This window comes from Stenotrophomonas sp. HMWF023 (assembly GCF_003060985.1).
GTDB lineage: Bacteria > Pseudomonadota > Gammaproteobacteria > Xanthomonadales > Xanthomonadaceae > Stenotrophomonas > Stenotrophomonas lactitubi.
In genome coordinates, this window is sequence record NZ_QAIJ01000314.1 from 1 (window position 1) to 13635 (window position 13635).

The 13635-nt window shown below is 64.9% G+C and carries 12 protein-coding genes; 8 read left to right on the forward strand and 4 right to left on the reverse strand.

The features are described 5' to 3' along the window. The first annotated feature begins 515 nt into the window (after positions 1 to 515). From DBR20_RS18745 to DBR20_RS18770, 6 genes are all read left to right on the forward strand, one after another. On the forward strand, positions 516 to 1103 hold the full coding sequence (locus tag DBR20_RS18745) for a glutathione peroxidase (RefSeq protein ID WP_089236128.1): 588 nt from the start codon (positions 516 to 518) through the stop codon (positions 1101 to 1103). A gap of 96 nt (positions 1104 to 1199) precedes the next feature. After that, complete coding sequence (locus tag DBR20_RS18750) at positions 1200 to 2177, forward strand: FKBP-type peptidyl-prolyl cis-trans isomerase (protein WP_099820787.1); 978 nt, start codon at positions 1200 to 1202, stop codon at positions 2175 to 2177. Between the two features lie 23 nt (positions 2178 to 2200). After that, on the forward strand, positions 2201 to 3550 hold the full coding sequence (locus DBR20_RS18755; RefSeq protein ID WP_025876827.1) for a UDP-glucose/GDP-mannose dehydrogenase family protein: 1350 nt from the start codon (positions 2201 to 2203) through the stop codon (positions 3548 to 3550). Further along, complete coding sequence (locus tag DBR20_RS18760) at positions 3543 to 3782, forward strand: SlyX family protein (RefSeq protein ID WP_025876828.1); 240 nt, start codon at positions 3543 to 3545, stop codon at positions 3780 to 3782. The genes DBR20_RS18755 and DBR20_RS18760 overlap by 8 nt, the downstream gene beginning before the upstream one ends. Before the next feature lie 10 nt (positions 3783 to 3792). Then, on the forward strand, positions 3793 to 4476 hold the full coding sequence (locus tag DBR20_RS18765) for a DUF2058 family protein (protein ID WP_108267608.1): 684 nt from the start codon (positions 3793 to 3795) through the stop codon (positions 4474 to 4476). Between the two features lie 47 nt (positions 4477 to 4523). Next, positions 4524 to 6596, forward strand: coding sequence for an acyltransferase family protein (locus tag DBR20_RS18770; RefSeq protein ID WP_108267610.1), 2073 nt, complete (start codon positions 4524 to 4526; stop codon positions 6594 to 6596). Between the two features lie 70 nt (positions 6597 to 6666). Here the strand turns inward: DBR20_RS18770 and metH are convergent, their stop codons facing one another. Genes metH through DBR20_RS18785 form a run of 3 tightly spaced genes read right to left on the reverse strand, consistent with a single transcriptional unit; the run spans position 6667 to position 11446 of the window. Continuing rightward, entirely contained in the window at positions 6667 to 9351 is a 2685-nt protein-coding gene (gene metH, locus DBR20_RS18775; RefSeq protein WP_108267612.1) for a methionine synthase, read from the reverse strand. Positions 9352 to 9408: 57 nt separating this feature from the next. Further along, positions 9409 to 10509 carry a homocysteine S-methyltransferase family protein gene (locus tag DBR20_RS18780; protein WP_108267614.1) on the reverse strand — a complete coding sequence of 367 codons (1101 nt, stop codon included), beginning with the start codon at positions 10507 to 10509 and terminating at the stop codon, positions 9409 to 9411. 7 nt (positions 10510 to 10516) lie between these two features. Next, positions 10517 to 11446, reverse strand: coding sequence for a metalloregulator ArsR/SmtB family transcription factor (locus DBR20_RS18785; RefSeq protein WP_108267616.1), 930 nt, complete (start codon positions 11444 to 11446; stop codon positions 10517 to 10519). 163 nt (positions 11447 to 11609) lie between these two features. Here DBR20_RS18785 and DBR20_RS18790 point away from each other — a divergent pair, with 163 nt between their 5' ends. Further along, entirely contained in the window at positions 11610 to 12758 is a 1149-nt protein-coding gene (locus DBR20_RS18790; RefSeq protein WP_108267618.1) for an acyl-CoA dehydrogenase family protein, read from the forward strand. A 145-nt stretch (positions 12759 to 12903) separates the two neighbouring features. Further along, positions 12904 to 13191, forward strand: a complete 288-nt coding sequence (locus tag DBR20_RS18795) for a hypothetical protein (RefSeq protein WP_108267620.1) — start codon at positions 12904 to 12906, stop codon at positions 13189 to 13191. Between the two features lie 154 nt (positions 13192 to 13345). Here the strand turns inward: DBR20_RS18795 and DBR20_RS18800 are convergent. Then, a partial coding sequence (locus tag DBR20_RS18800; RefSeq protein ID WP_146187056.1) for an efflux RND transporter permease subunit occupies positions 13346 to 13635 on the reverse strand: 290 nt, incomplete at its 5' end.

The following is a 13635-nucleotide window of genomic DNA, read 5'->3' on the forward strand; positions in this document are numbered from 1 at the left end:
GTACTGCTGCATCCTGCGTACTGTCTTCGGAGAGGGCGGGGGAGGAAGCGGCCGGTGGTGCCGGCATGGCCAACCAGACCAGGACGAACAGGGTTGATACCGCGGTGACCGCGGGGGCGGTGAGGCTGCGACGCATCCGGGTGTTCATGGTTCCCCCCTGTCTCAGGTGACTGGTGTTGTATGCAACTATAACACCGGCACGCCTGTGTGCAAGTCCTGCCCCCACCCAACTGATGGCAGGGGTGGTCATGGCACCGAAATAATTATTCAACTATTTGATTTTCATTGGGAAAACGAAAGTTCGGAGGGCCGTTTTCGGCCAGTCTCCCATTCAGCCATGTCCATGCTATGTCATCAACCGAGGGCTCAGGCGCGTTGCCAGCGACTTCCGCCACGCCGTGCAAAGCGCAACGGCGCCTGTGCTCCAGAGGGGTGCAGACCCCGGTGCTATAGTTCGGCCGATTCCCGGCCGGCCACGGCCGGACCCCTGGAACGGCTACCGCGGAACGTCTCCCATGCCCTTGTCGACTGCCTCCTCCCGCCGCCTTCGCGGCCTGTCCCTGTTGACCCTGCTGGCCGCAGGCCTGGCCACGTCGGCCGGCGCATTTGCCGCCGATCTGCTGGATCTGTCGTATCGGCCGCTGGCGGGCAAGCAGCAGGTCAATCTGCAGCAGCGTTACCACGGCCAGGTGCTGCTGGTGGTCAATACGGCAAGCAAGTGCGGCTATACCCCACAGTACGAAGGTCTGGAAGCGCTGCAGAAGCAGTACGCCGGCAAGGGATTTGCAGTGCTCGGCTTCCCGTCCAACGATTTCAAGGGGCAGGAGCCCGGTGACGAGAAGCAGATCCAGGATTTCTGCACGCTTACTTATGGCGTGAAGTTCCCGATGTTCGAAAAGGTGCACGTGACCGGTGCGCAGGCCACGCCGCTGTATCAGCGCTTGACCGCCGCCACCGGTGTGGCGCCCGCCTGGAATTTCCACAAGTATCTGGTCGGGCGCGATGGCCAGGTCATTGCCCAGTTCGCCAGCAAGGTCACCCCGGATGATCCGCAGCTGAAAGCGGCCATCGACAAGGCGCTTGCGGCACCGGCTGTACATTGAATGCCGGCACGGATGCCTCGACATCGACGGCATGCGTGCGACAATACGTGTTTTCGCGCCGACGTCGGCGTCCAGTCACTTCCAGGAATGCAGCGAATGAAAATGGGAATGCGCGGCGCCGCGGCGTCGGTTCTGATTCTGGCGATGGGCACCTCTGGTGTCGCCCTGTCGCAACAACCGGCCGCTCCCTCGGCCGCCAAGGAGACCGCACCCTTGAATTCCCCCAAGCAGAAGCTCGGCTACGCCATTGGTCTGGATGTGGCCAAGTCGTTCGCGCCGATCGCCGATGAAATCGATGCGGCCGCGCTGCGCACCGCCGTGGAACGTTCCTTCGAAGGCCTGCAGCCGCAGATCACCCAGGAACAGGCCAAGGCCACCGATGCCGCCCTGCGCCAGGTTGTGATGGCCCGCAGCGGCCAGCAGGTGCCGGGCGTCGCGCCGGGCTCGCAGCCGGCAAAGGTCGACCGGGTCAAGGTCGCGCAGATGATCGGCGCCTATTCGGTGGGTCCGTCGCTGGCACAGCTGAAGGACGATATCGATACCGCCTCGCTGTTTGACGCGATCAACACTGGTCTGAGCAAGGGCCAGCCGAAGATGACCGAAGCTGACGCCACTGCCACCATCCAGGCGTTCATGGGCACCAAGCAGGCCGAAATGCAGGCCAAGGCCGCACAGGCTGCGCAGACCAACCGTCAGGAAGGCAACGCATTCCTGGCCAAGAACAAGACCCAGCCGGGCGTGGTGACCACCCCGTCGGGCCTGCAGTACCAGGTGATCCGCCCGGGCAGCGGCGAGCGTCCGTTGCCGTCCAGCAAGGTGCGCGTGAACTACGAAGGCAAGCTGCTCAATGGCACGGTGTTCGACAGTTCCGCAGGTCGTGGTCCGGCCGAATTCGGTCTGGACCAGGTCATCAAGGGTTGGACCGAGGGCGTGGCCCTGATGCCGGTCGGCTCGAAGTACCGCTTCTGGATCCCGGGTGAACTGGCGTACGGCGAGAACGGCACCCCGGGTGGTCCGATCGGTCCGAACGCCACCCTGACCTTCGACGTCGAGTTGCTGGGCGTTCTGCCGTAAGCCACCACGGAGTCAGCACGGATATGCGCGTTGCGATTTTTGGTACCGGTTATGTAGGTCTGGTGACCGGCACCTGCCTGGCCGACGTCGGCCACCAGGTGGTCTGTGTCGATATCGACCAGGCCAAGGTGGATGGCCTCAACCGGGGCATCATCCCGATCTACGAGCCCGGCCTGGAGCCGATGGTGAAGGCCAACCATGCCGCGTCGCGGCTGGTGTTCACCACCGACGCGGCGACCGCCATCGGCCACGGCCAGGTGGTGTTCATCGCCGTGGGCACGCCGCCGGACGAGGATGGCAGCGCGGACCTGCAGTACGTGCTGGCAGTGGCCCGCACCATCGGCCGGTACATCTCGGTGCCGACCGTGGTGGTCAACAAGTCGACGGTGCCGGTAGGCACCGCCGACAAGGTGCGTGCGGCCATTGCCGAGGAACTGGCAGCACGTGGCGCGGATATCGCCTTCGATGTGGTGTCCAACCCCGAATTCCTGAAGGAAGGCGATGCCGTTGCCGACTGCATGCGGCCTGACCGCATCATCATCGGTGCGACCAGCGCCGAGTCGGTCGCCGTGATGCGTCGCCTGTACGCACCGTTCAATCGCAACCACGATCGCGTGGTGGAGATGGACGTGCGTTCGGCCGAGCTGACCAAGTACGCCGCCAATGCAATGCTGGCGACCAAGATTTCGTTCATGAATGAAATCGCCAACATCGCCGAGCGTGTCGGAGCCGACGTCGAGCAGGTCCGCCAGGGCATCGGTTCGGACCCGCGCATCGGCTGGCACTTCATCTATCCGGGTGCTGGTTACGGCGGTTCGTGTTTCCCCAAGGATGTGCAGGCACTGGCCCGCACCGCGCAGCAGGCCGGCCTGGAGCCGAAGCTGCTGAACGCGGTGGAGGCGGTGAATGAATCGCAGAAGGGGCACCTGTTCGCCCTGATCCAGCGCCACTACGACAAGGGCGAAGACGAAGGCGTGCGCGGCAGGACGTTTGCCGTGTGGGGCTTGGCGTTCAAGCCGAATACCGACGACATGCGCGAGGCCTCCAGCCGCCGCCTGCTGGCCCAGTTGTGGGAAGGTGGTGCGACGGTGCGCGCCTACGATCCGGAGGCGATGCATGAATCGCAGCGGATCTTCGGCGAGCGCGACGATCTGGTGTTCTGTGACAGCGCCGACGACGCGCTGCAGGGCGCCGATGCGTTGGTCGTGGTGACCGAGTGGAAGCAGTTCCGCAGCCCCGATTTCCAGATGCTGCGCGAGCGGCTGAAGGATGCGGTGGTGTTCGATGGCCGCAATCTGTATGAGCCGGCCGAAGTCGAGGCCGCTGGCCTTGCGTATTACGGCATAGGCCGGGGACGTTCGCTGCATGTCTGAAGTACCGACCGAACGCGAGCAGGCGCTGGAAGCGCGCCTGGTCGAGCTGGAGATGCGCGTGTCCTTCCAGGAACACGCGCTGGCCGAACTGAGCGATGCACTTGCAGACGCGCGTATGGAAGGCAGCCGCAATGCCGGCATCCTGCGCGTGCTGCTGGAGGACCTGGGCAAGGTCCGCAATGCATTGAATTCTTCTGATCCGGCGAGCGAACCGCCGCCGCCGCACTACTGATCCATATCCTATGAGCGATACCCTCCGCGACCAGCTGATGGGCCTGGGCTTCAAGCCCGCGCCCAAGCCCGAGCGCAAGAATGATGCCCCCCGCCGTGATGGCCGCCCGCAGGGCAAGGGTGGCAATGGCAATGGAAAGCCGCAGCAGGCTGGCAGGGGCGAACACAAGCCCGGCGAGCGGCGGGCGCATGGCAATGGTGGTCCGGGCAAGCCCGGCCAGCAGCGTGGCCAGGGCCACGGGCAGGGGCCGCGCAAGCCGCGTACCGCCGAGGAAATGGATCTGGCCAAGGCTTACGCGATCCGTGCCCAGCGCGAAAAAGAAGAGCGTATCGAGACCGAGCGCCTGAAGCAGGAAGAAGCACGCCAGCGCCGCGAGGCCAAGGTGAAGCTGGAAGAACTGCTGAAGGACAAGGGTCTGAATGCCGAATCGGCCGACATCGCGCGCCACTTCCCGTATGGCGGCAAGATCAAGCGCATCTACGTCACTGCCGAGCAGCTCAAGGCACTCAACGCCGGTGAACTGGGTGTGGTCCAGCTCAACGGCCGCTACCTGCTGGTGACAGCCGATGTTCTGGCCCAGTCTGAAGCGGTGTTTGCGGCTTCAGTGGCGTTGAAGGTCGACCCGAATGCGCCGGCCGAGGATGATCCCTACGCCGACCCGCAGTACCAGGTGCCCGACGACCTGGTCTGGTAACAGCGTGACTTCCCCGGCGCTCTCCCTGCCAGGGGGAGGGGGAAGGGATGACCGCCGATCCAAGCCGTGGCTACGTGCCGCATATCGACGGCCTGCGCGCAATTGCCGTGCTGGCCGTCATCGTGTTCCACCTGGACCCGTCATGGCTTCCAGGGGGATTCACCGGCGTGGACGTGTTCTTCGTCATCTCCGGGTTTGTGGTCAGTGCGTCGGTGCATCGCCTGCCGCCGTTGTCGCTGGGCGCATCGATGCTGCGCTTCTATGCGCGCCGCATCCGCCGCATCGCACCGGCGCTGCTGACCTGCCTGCTGCTGACCGCCGTGGCAAGCGTGTTGTTCATCCCCGAATCCTGGCTCAGCGAGGCCAGCGACAAGACCGGTTTGATGGCCTTCTTCGGTTTCAGCAACTGGGTGCTGGCGGCCATCGGCAACGACTATTTCGCGCCCAGAGCCGAGTTCAATCCGTATACCCATACCTGGTCGCTGGGTGTGGAAGAGCAGTTTTACCTGCTGTTCCCGCTGCTGTTCCTGGCCTGGGCGCGCGGCCGGCACGGGCGCTGGATCAGCCTGGGCCTGTTTGCACTGGTCAGTGTGGCGTCGCTGTTGCATGCCGCCGCGCTGGGCATGCGCGAGGCGCCGCCGTCTTGGGCGTTCTATGCCACCAGTACCCGTCTGTGGCAGCTGGGCATGGGCGTGCTGCTGTTCCAGCTGCTTCATGTGCGCGAGCCGCACATTGCGTTGACGGGGCTACTGGCAAAACGCAGTGCGCCATTGTTCTCGCTGCTGGCGACGTTGTCGCTGGCGCTGCTGGGGTGGGCCCTGTGGTCCGCACGCGCCGGCCACTCGCCGTGGCCAGACGGCCTGCTGCCGGCCTTCGCCACCGCCGGCCTGCTGTGGTCCCTCCATCATCACCCGCAGGCGTGGATCGGCCGTCTTCTGGCCAGCTCGCCGATCCGCCGCATCGGCCTGCTTTCCTATTCGCTGTACCTATGGCATTGGCCGGTGTTCGTGCTGATGCGCTGGACCGTTGGCCTGCAGACGCCGGCGCAGATGGCGGCCGCCGTCGCACTGGTGGTGGTGTTGTCCTGGCTGTCTTGGCGCTGGGTAGAGCGACCGTTCCGTGGACCGCTCGCGCAGCACCTGACGTCCGCGCGCTGGGTAGGCACCGGTGTAGTGGTGCTGCTGCTTGCAGGTGGCATGCAGATGCTGCTTTACACGCAGGCGCCGTTGCTTTCGTTGAGCACGGTGAGTCGACATCCGGCTGATTGGTACCCCAATGGCAAGAGCGTGGCCCATGACTACCCGGACTGCGCGCTGGACGTCGGCAAGCACCGTTTCGAAGGGGGCAGTGCACGCACCTTCGCCCGTGGTCAATGCAGCCGACCGGTGGTTGCAGGCGTGCCGGCGCAGGTATTCGTCGCCGGTGATTCGCACGCCATGGCCTATATCGAACTGCTGCAGCGTCTGGCTCTGGATACCGGGGCGCAGGTATCGCTGTATGGCCGTGGCGGCTGCCCGCAGATCAGCCTGCAGAAGTGGCGAGGCGCCGGCGCTGGCTGCGCTGCGTTCGATGCGGCCGTGCTGGCCGACATCACGCAGCGGGCGCAGCCCGGTGATGTGGTGGTGCTCGTGTCATTGCGGATCCCGCGCCTGTCCGACCAGTTCGTATTGTTCGATGCGCAGGCGCAGCTGGCCGGTGAACTGACGCCGGAAGCCGCCGCCGGACGCGAGACGGAAGTGGCTGAGTCGATCACGCAGTGGAAGCCGTTGGCCGAGCGCGGTGTGCGAATTGTGCTGGAAGCACCCAAGCCGGTGCTGCCGGCGCCGCCCTATCGCTGTTCGGACCGCTTCAATGCACGCAACGAGGTCTGCCGAAATGGCATGGACAGCACCCGCGTGGCCATGGACACCCTGCGTGCGCCCATGCTGGGCAGCCTGCGACAGGTGGTCGATGGCCTGCCCGGTGCGGTGCTGTGGGACCCATTGCCGGTGCTGTGCGATGCCACCCAGTGCCCGGCGCAGCGGGAGGGCAGGCCGCTGTACTTCGATGGCGACCACCTCAGCGCATACGGCAATCGCATGCTGTTGCCGTCGCTGCGGCAGGTGCTTCTGCAACCGTGAAACCGGGCATGACCCGGCCCTTCCGGAGCGTTCGCGGGCGGGGTAGCCCCAAGACAATCCTGTCAGCGGATCATTCCGGATCGTAATCCAGATTCGAGGCCAGCCAGCGTTCGGCCTGGGCGCGGTCCACACCCTTGCGGCGTGCGTAGTCAGTTACCTGCTCGCGCCCCAGCCGCCCGACCACGAAATACTGGCTCTGCGGGTGGCTGAAGTAGTAGCCCGACACCGCCGCGGTCGGCAACATCGCGAAGCTCTCGGTCAGCTGCATATCGGCGTTGGTTTCCGCGCCCAGAAGGTCGAACAGTCGGCGCTTTTCACTGTGTTCGGGGCAGGCGGGGTAACCGGGCGCGGGGCGGATGCCACGATATTTTTCGTCGATCAGCGCTTCGTTGTCGAGTGTTTCGGCGTGGTCGTAACCCCAGAATCCGGTGCGTACGCGCTGGTGCAGGCGTTCGGCCAGTGCTTCGGCAAAGCGGTCGGCGAGCGCCTTCAACAGGATCGCGTTGTAGTCGTCGTGGTCGGCCTCGAAACGGGCCACGTGCGCGTCGATACCGATGCCTGCGGTGACTGCGAAGGCGCCGATCCAGTCCTGCTTGCCGCTGTCGGCCGGGGCGATGAAATCGGCAAGGCAGAAATCCGGGCGTTCGGCAGGCTTGTCCACCTGTTGCCGCAGGAAGTGCAGGGTGGCCTCGCCATCGGGATGCTGCACACGTACGTCGTCGCCGATGCTGTTGGCGGGCCACAGGCCGAACACGGCCTTGGCCTGCAGCCACTTCTCGTTGACGATGCGGTCGAGCATCGCGCGTGCGTCCTGGTACAGCTCGCTGGCCTGGGTGCCGACGATCTCATCGGTGAGGATCGCCGGGTATTTGCCGGCCAGCTCCCACGCCTGGAAAAACGGCGTCCAGTCGATGTAGGGCACCAGCTCGGCCAGCGGGTAGTCATCGAATACATGCAGGCCTGGCTGCTTCGGTGTGGGTGGCGTGTACGCCTCCCAGTCGCACTTGAACTTCTGGCCGCGTGCATGCTCCAGCGAGACCAGGCGCTTGGCGTCGCCGCGGTTGCGATGGCGGGTACGGATCTCGGCGTAGTCCGCCTCGTTGGCAGCGACGAACGCATCACGCAGCTCACGCGAGATCAGCGACTGCGCCACACCCACCGCGCGTGAAGCATCCTTAACCCAGATCGTCGGCGCCTTGTAATGCGGGTCGATCTTCAACGCAGTGTGCGCACGCGAGGTGGTCGCGCCACCGATCATCAGCGGCAGATCGAAGCCCTGTCGCTGCATTTCACGGGCGACATGGCTCATTTCCTCCAGCGACGGCGTGATCAGGCCGGACAGGCCGATGATGTCGGCCTGGTGTTCGCGTGCGGCATCGAGGATCTTCTGCGCCGGTACCATCACACCGAGATCGATCACCTCGAAGTTGTTGCAGGCCAAGACCACGCCGACGATGTTCTTGCCGATGTCGTGCACATCGCCCTTGACCGTGGCCATGATGATCCTACCATTGCTGCGGGCGGTGTCGCCGCTGCGTGCCTTTTCGGCTTCAATGTAGGGCAGCAGGTAAGCCACTGCTTTCTTCATCACCCGTGCCGACTTCACCACCTGCGGCAGGAACATCTTGCCGGCACCGAACAGATCACCGACCACGTTCATGCCATCCATCAGCGGGCCTTCGATCACGTCCAGCGGTCGGCTGGAGCGCTGCCGGGCTTCTTCGGTATCGGCCTCGACCCAGGCGTCCAGGCCATGCACCAGCGCATGCGCCAACCGTGCATCCACCGGCTTCTCGCGCCAGGCCAGGTCTTCGGTCTTCGCCGCGCCCTTGCTGCCCTTGTAGCGTTCGGCGATTTCAAGCAGGCGCTCGGTGGCATCACGGCGGCGGTTGAGGATCACGTCCTCCACCCGCTCGCGCAGGTCCGGTTCCAGTTCGTCGTAGATCGGCATGGCGCCGGCGTTGACGATGCCCATGTCCATGCCCGCGGCGATCGCGTGGTACAGGAACACCGAGTGGATCGCCTGGCGCACGGTCTCGTTGCCACGGAACGAGAACGATACGTTCGATACGCCGCCGGATACATGGCAGTGCGGCAGCGTCTGCTTGATGATGCGGGTGGCCTCGATGAAGTCGACCGCGTAGTTGTCATGCTCTTCAATGCCGGTGGCGACGGCGAAGATGTTCGGGTCGAAGATGATGTCCTGCGGCGGGAAGCCGATGTCATCGACCAGCAGGCGATAGGCGCGGGTGCAGATTTCGACCTTGCGCGCGCAGGTGTCGGCCTGCCCGGCCTCATCGAAGGCCATCACCACCGCGGCGGCGCCATAGCGCAGTACTTTGCGCGCATGCTCGCGGAACAGCTCCTCGCCTTCCTTCAGCGAGATCGAATTGACCACGCTCTTGCCCTGCAGGCACTTCAGGCCAGCCTCGATCACACTCCATTTGGAGGAGTCGACCATCACCGGGATGCGCGCGATGTCCGGCTCGGACATGATCAGGTTGAGGTAGCGGGTCATCGCCGCTTCAGAATCGATCAGGCCCTCGTCCATGTTGACGTCGAGGATCTGCGCGCCGCTGGCCACCTGTTGCCTGGCCACGTCCACCGCTTCCTCGTAGCGGCCTTCCTTGATCAGCTTGCGGAACTGCGCACTGCCGGTGACGTTGGTACGTTCACCGACATTGACGAACAGCAGGTCCGGGGTGATGACCAGCGGTTCCAGGCCGGACAGGCGGGTAGGGCGGACAGGCGTCATGGCAGGCAGCGGCTCAACGGCAACAGGGCGGAAAGTGGATGGCGGTGGCAGTGCTGCTCATGCGGCCTGGACCTGGACCTGGACGGCAGGCAGCGCGCGCGGCGGCAGCCCGGCTACCGCAAGCGCGATCGCGCGGATGTGGTCCGGGGTGGAGCCGCAGCAGCCGCCGACCAGGTTCAGCAGGCCATCTTCAGCAAAGCCACGCAGGGTGGCCGCCATTTCCTCGGGTGTTTCGTCGTACTCACCGAATGCATTGGGCAGGCCCGCATTGGGATGGGCGCTGACGTAGCAGTCCGACACCTGCGACAGGGTTTCCACATGCGGGCGCATGGCGTCGGCGCCGAGCGCGCAGTTCAGGCCGATCGACAATGGCCGCGCATGCGCGAGTGACGCTTGGAACGCCTCGGCGGTCTGCCCGGACAGGGTGCGCCCGGAGGCATCGGTGATGGTGCCGGAAATCATGATCGGCAGCCGCGCGCCACGCGCATCGAAGGCTTCCTCGATCGCGTACAGCGCGGCCTTGGCGTTGAGCGTGTCGAAGATGGTCTCGACCATGATCGTGTCGGCGCCACCATCGATCAGGCCATCGATGGCTTCGCGGTAGGTGCCGCGCAGCTCATCGAAACTGGTGTTGCGGAAACCGGGATCGTTGACGTCCGGGCTGATCGAGGCGGTGCGGCTGGTCGGGCCGAGCACGCCGATGACGAAGCGCGGCTTGCCCGGCGTGGTCGCCGCCACCGCATCACAGCAGGCACGGGCGACGGCAGCGCCGGCCTTGTTCAGCTCGTACACCAGGTGTTCGAGGTGGTAGTCGGCCTGGCTGACCGAGGTGGCGTTGAAGGTATTGGTTTCCACCAGGTCTGCGCCGGCTTCCAGGTATGCGCTGTGGATGCCGGCAATGACCTCTGGCCGGGTCAGCAGCAACAGATCGTTGTTGCCTTTCAGGTCGTGGCCTTCCGGTGTCCCGCCATGGTCGCAGCCGGGGCCGTGGGCGTGGTCGTAGCCATCGGCGAAGCGTTCGCCCCGGTAATCGTCTTCCTGCAGGCCGTGTCGCTGGATCATCGTGCCCATCGCGCCGTCGATGATCAGGATGCGATCACGCAGGGCGGCGAGCAGCAATTCCACGCGTTCCGGGTGCAGCCAGGGCAGGGCGGGCATGTCGACCTCAGGGCTTGTTGGCGATCAGCGAAATCACTTCGAAATGCGGCGGGCGCTTTTCGCGGGTGACCGTTTCCAGATTGGAGACCTGCAGGCCGGCCTTGTCGACGAACTTCTTCAGTTCCTTGTCGCTGAAGCCGAGGTTGACGTGGCCATAGGCGTCGACTGCAGCTTTGTGCTCGTGGCGGGCCAGGCTGCACAGCAGCAGGCGACCGCCCGGACGCAGCACGCGTGCGGCCTCGGTGACGGCCTGCGCCGGCTTGCTGGCGTAGGTCAGTGCGTGCATCAGCACGACCAGGTCGAAGCTGCGGTCCTTGAAGGGCAGGGCATGCATGTCGCCCTCGCGCACTTCCACATTGGGCAGGCGGCGCAGGCGTTCGCTGGCGGCAGCCACCACACGCGCGCTGGTGTCGATGCATACGTAGCGCCGGGCGTGCGGGGCGACCAGTTCGGCCAGCACACCGTCGCCGGAGGCGATATCCAGCACGTCGCCGGTTTCCAGCAACGGCAGCGCGGTACGCGCCAGCGCTTCCCAGGTGCGGCCCGGGGAATAGTGGCGTTCCATGTCGCCGGCCACGCTGTCGGCCCAGTTCTGGTCGGAAGCGCGGTGGGCAAGCACCGCAGCGACCCGTTCAGCATCCTGGCGCAGCAACGGGTCGTCGCTTCCGTTGCTCAGGGCATGCCACAATGCACGTTGCGCCGGATCCAACTGGCCGTCGTCGAAGCGGTAATAGGCCGACACGCCCGCACGGCGGTCGCGCACCAGGCCGGCTTCCTTCAGGCGCGCCAGATGAGTCGATACCCGCGGCTGTGCCAGCCGGGTGATGGCCGAAAGCTCGGCCACGGTCAGCTCTTCCTGCTCCAGCAGCGCCAGCAGGCGCACACGGGTGGCATCGGCGAACACCTTCAGGCGAGTCGACCAGTCTTCCAGATCCATAAATATCTACCTATCGCGATATAGAGATATATTCGCCGACCACCCCCCTTCCGGTCAAGCCGCAGCTCCCCGCGAGTCAGCCGCCGATGCCCGGCCCCGGTACAATCGGGGCACCTGGGCGCGCGTTGCGCGGCCCATAACATCATGTACCCGGGAGGGTGTTGTGGATTTCAGCTTTACCGAAGAGCAGTTGATGCTGCAGGACGTGGCGCGTCGCATCGCGCAGGAGAAAATCGCCCCGAGTGCGGAGCACCATGACCGTACAGGTGAGTTCCCGCTGGACAACATCCGCCTGCTGGGCGAGAACGGCCTGATGGGCATCGAAGTGCCGGCCGAATATGGCGGCGCAGGCATGGACCCGATCGCGTACGTGCTGGCGATGGTGGAGGTCGCCGCCGGTGATGCTGCGCATTCGACCATCATGTCGGTCAACAATTCGTTGTTCTGCAACGGCATCCTGACCCATGGCAGCGAAGCGCAGAAGCAGAAATACGTGCGTGCCATCGCCGAGGGCGAGGCCATCGGTGCATTCGCACTGACCGAGCCGCAGTCGGGCTCGGATGCCACCGCGATGCGTTGCCGTGCGATCAAACAGGCCGATGGCAGCTACGTCATCAATGGCAAGAAGAGCTGGATCACCTCCGGCCCGGTGGCCAAGTACATCGTGCTGTTCGCGATGAGCGAGCCGGACAAGGGCGCGCGTGGCATCACCGCCTTCATGATCGACACCGACAAGGCCGGTTTCGGCCGCGGCAAGACCGAACCGAAGCTGGGCATCCGTGCCTCGGCCACCTGCGAAATCGAGTTCAACGATTACGTGGCGCAGGCCGAAGACGTGCTGGGCCAGGAAGGCGAGGGCTTCAAGATCGCCATGGGCGTGCTCGACGCCGGCCGCATCGGCATCGCCTCGCAGGCGATCGGCATTGCGCGGGCCGCCTATGAAGCGACCCTGGAGTACGTGAAGGATCGCAAGGCCTTCGGTGCGGCCATCGGTACCTTCCAGATGACCCAGGCGAAGATCGCCGACATGAAGTGCAAGCTGGACGCGGCGCTGCTGCTGACCCTGCGTGCAGCATGGGTGAAGGGCGAGGGCAAGCGCTTCAGCAACGAGGCCGCCATCGCCAAGCTGACCGCTTCGGAAGCGGCGATGTGGATCACCCACCAGGCGGTGCAGATCCATGGCGGCATGGGCTATTCCAAGGAAATGCCGCTGGAGCGTTACTTCCGTGATGCCAAGATCACCGAGATCTACGAAGGCACCTCGGAGATCCAGCGTCTGGTGATCGCCCGCAACGAGACCGGGCTGCGTTGATCACCAACGGCCGCGCCGCTGCAATGGCGGCGCGGCCGTAGATCCACGCCATGCGTGGATGGTGTTCTGCCCGGATCGCGTACCTGCCTCTGGCCTCCCAGAATTCCTGCTGCTCTAATGCGTATCGTTTTTCTGGAGATACCGCATGATCTACCGCGGCTGGGGCTTCATGACGTTGGTGACGCCGATCGCAGGCATCCTGTTGCTGGCGTATTTCTTCCCGCACGACGGCCCCAAGGGCAACATTCCGCTGCAGCAGGTGCTGCTGGGGGCGGGTGTCGGCGCCGCCGCGAACGTGCTGCTGGGGCTGTGGCTCAATCGCGCGCGCCGGCAGGAGGGTGAGGCCGCGCCCCATCATTTCTTCTTCGTGCCGATGCAGTGGGTCGCATTGGTGATCGTTGCAGTGTGCGTGGTGACCGCCTTGCTGCGCTGACACCTTGCCTTGGAGAGCGCCAACCAAGGTTGGCGGCTACCGGGCATGCCGCTGCTTTGGTAGATGCCAACCTTGGTTGGCATGGATTCAAAAGCAGCAAAGAAAAAGGCCCCGGATCGCTCCGGGGCCTTTCTCGTTTCAACTCACCGCCGGATCAACGATCCGGGCGGTGGGCGGATTCCGCATCACGCTGGCGGCCGAGGAACTCCTTCGACGGTTCATCCAGCTTGTCGCCCAGCATGCGGCGCACGACCACGAAGAACACCGGGATCATCAGCAGGCCGAGCAGGGTGGCGAACAGCATGCCGCCGATCACGCCGGTACCGATGGCGTGACGCGAGTTGGCGCCGGCACCGCTGGAGATCGCCATCGGAATGACGCCCATGATGAACGCGAAGGACGTCATCAGGATCGGGCGGAATCGCAGGCGCGCTGCTTCGATGG

Bases quoted from the DNA above. Each gene is read 5' to 3' on its own strand.
- DBR20_RS18750 (WP_099820787.1), top strand. From the start codon at position 1,200: ATGAAAATGGGAATGCGCGGCGCCGCGGCGTCGGTTCTGATTCTGGCG.
- DBR20_RS18770 (WP_108267610.1), top strand. From the start codon at position 4,524: ATGACCGCCGATCCAAGCCGTGGCTACGTGCCGCATATCGACGGCCTG.
- metH (WP_108267612.1), bottom strand. From the start codon at position 9,351: ATGACGCCTGTCCGCCCTACCCGCCTGTCCGGCCTGGAACCGCTGGTC.
- DBR20_RS18755 (WP_025876827.1), top strand. From the start codon at position 2,201: ATGCGCGTTGCGATTTTTGGTACCGGTTATGTAGGTCTGGTGACCGGC.
- DBR20_RS18795 (WP_108267620.1), top strand. From the start codon at position 12,904: ATGATCTACCGCGGCTGGGGCTTCATGACGTTGGTGACGCCGATCGCA.
- DBR20_RS18745 (WP_089236128.1), top strand. From the start codon at position 516: ATGCCCTTGTCGACTGCCTCCTCCCGCCGCCTTCGCGGCCTGTCCCTG.
- DBR20_RS18780 (WP_108267614.1), bottom strand. From the start codon at position 10,509: ATGCCCGCCCTGCCCTGGCTGCACCCGGAACGCGTGGAATTGCTGCTC.
- DBR20_RS18760 (WP_025876828.1), top strand. From the start codon at position 3,543: ATGTCTGAAGTACCGACCGAACGCGAGCAGGCGCTGGAAGCGCGCCTG.
- DBR20_RS18765 (WP_108267608.1), top strand. From the start codon at position 3,793: ATGAGCGATACCCTCCGCGACCAGCTGATGGGCCTGGGCTTCAAGCCC.
- DBR20_RS18785 (WP_108267616.1), bottom strand. From the start codon at position 11,446: ATGGATCTGGAAGACTGGTCGACTCGCCTGAAGGTGTTCGCCGATGCC.